General features: G+C 69.3%; 1 protein-coding gene. It reads right to left on the bottom strand.

The features are described 5' to 3' along the window. Positions 1-698 (bottom strand): AMP-binding protein (locus ACQZ2L_RS25040; protein ID WP_430328310.1); only part of this gene is annotated, 698 nt, incomplete at both ends.

Genomic DNA, 698 nt, shown 5'->3' on the forward strand with positions numbered 1-698 from the left:
GGCAGGTTCAGCACGCTTTGCCAGATCTGCGCCAGGGTGCATTCCACCTCACCTTCCGGCGCCACGTGCTCGCGCACTTGCAGTTCCGGCTCGGGCAGCGCCTTGCGGTCGAGCTTGCGGTTCGGCGTCAGCGGCATGCGCTCAAGGCGCATCAGGCGTGCCGGCACCATGTAGTCCGGCAGTTGCGCTTGCAGGCGCTCGCGCAGCGGCGCCAGCAGCGCGTCATCGTCGGCCACTACATAGCCGATCAGCTGCCCTTGGCGCGCCACCACGGCGGCCTCGCGCACACCGGGCTCTGCGAGCAGGCAGGCTTCGATTTCGCCAAGCTCGATACGGAAACCGCGAACCTTCACCTGCTGGTCGATCCGCCCCAGGTACTCCAGCGCGCCATCGGCGCGGCGGCGCACCAGGTCGCCGGTGCGGTACAGGCGTGCACCGCTGCCGAACGGGTCGGCGACAAAGCGCTCGGCGCTGAGGCCGGGGCGGTCGTGGTAACCACGGGCCAGGCCTTCGCCGCCAATGTACAGCTCGCCGGCCACGCCCAGCGGCAGGGGTTCGAGGTCGTCATCCAGCACGTGCAGCGCGGTATGGGCCAGGGCTTCGCCGAGCATCACTGGCTGCTGGCCTTGAAGGTGGCAGCGGGCCGACCACACCGAGGTTTCGGTCGGGCCGTAGAGGTTCCACAGACTGCCAGCCAC

The organism is Pseudomonas shirazensis (assembly GCF_050496565.1).
Classification (GTDB): domain Bacteria; phylum Pseudomonadota; class Gammaproteobacteria; order Pseudomonadales; family Pseudomonadaceae; genus Aquipseudomonas; species Aquipseudomonas shirazensis_A.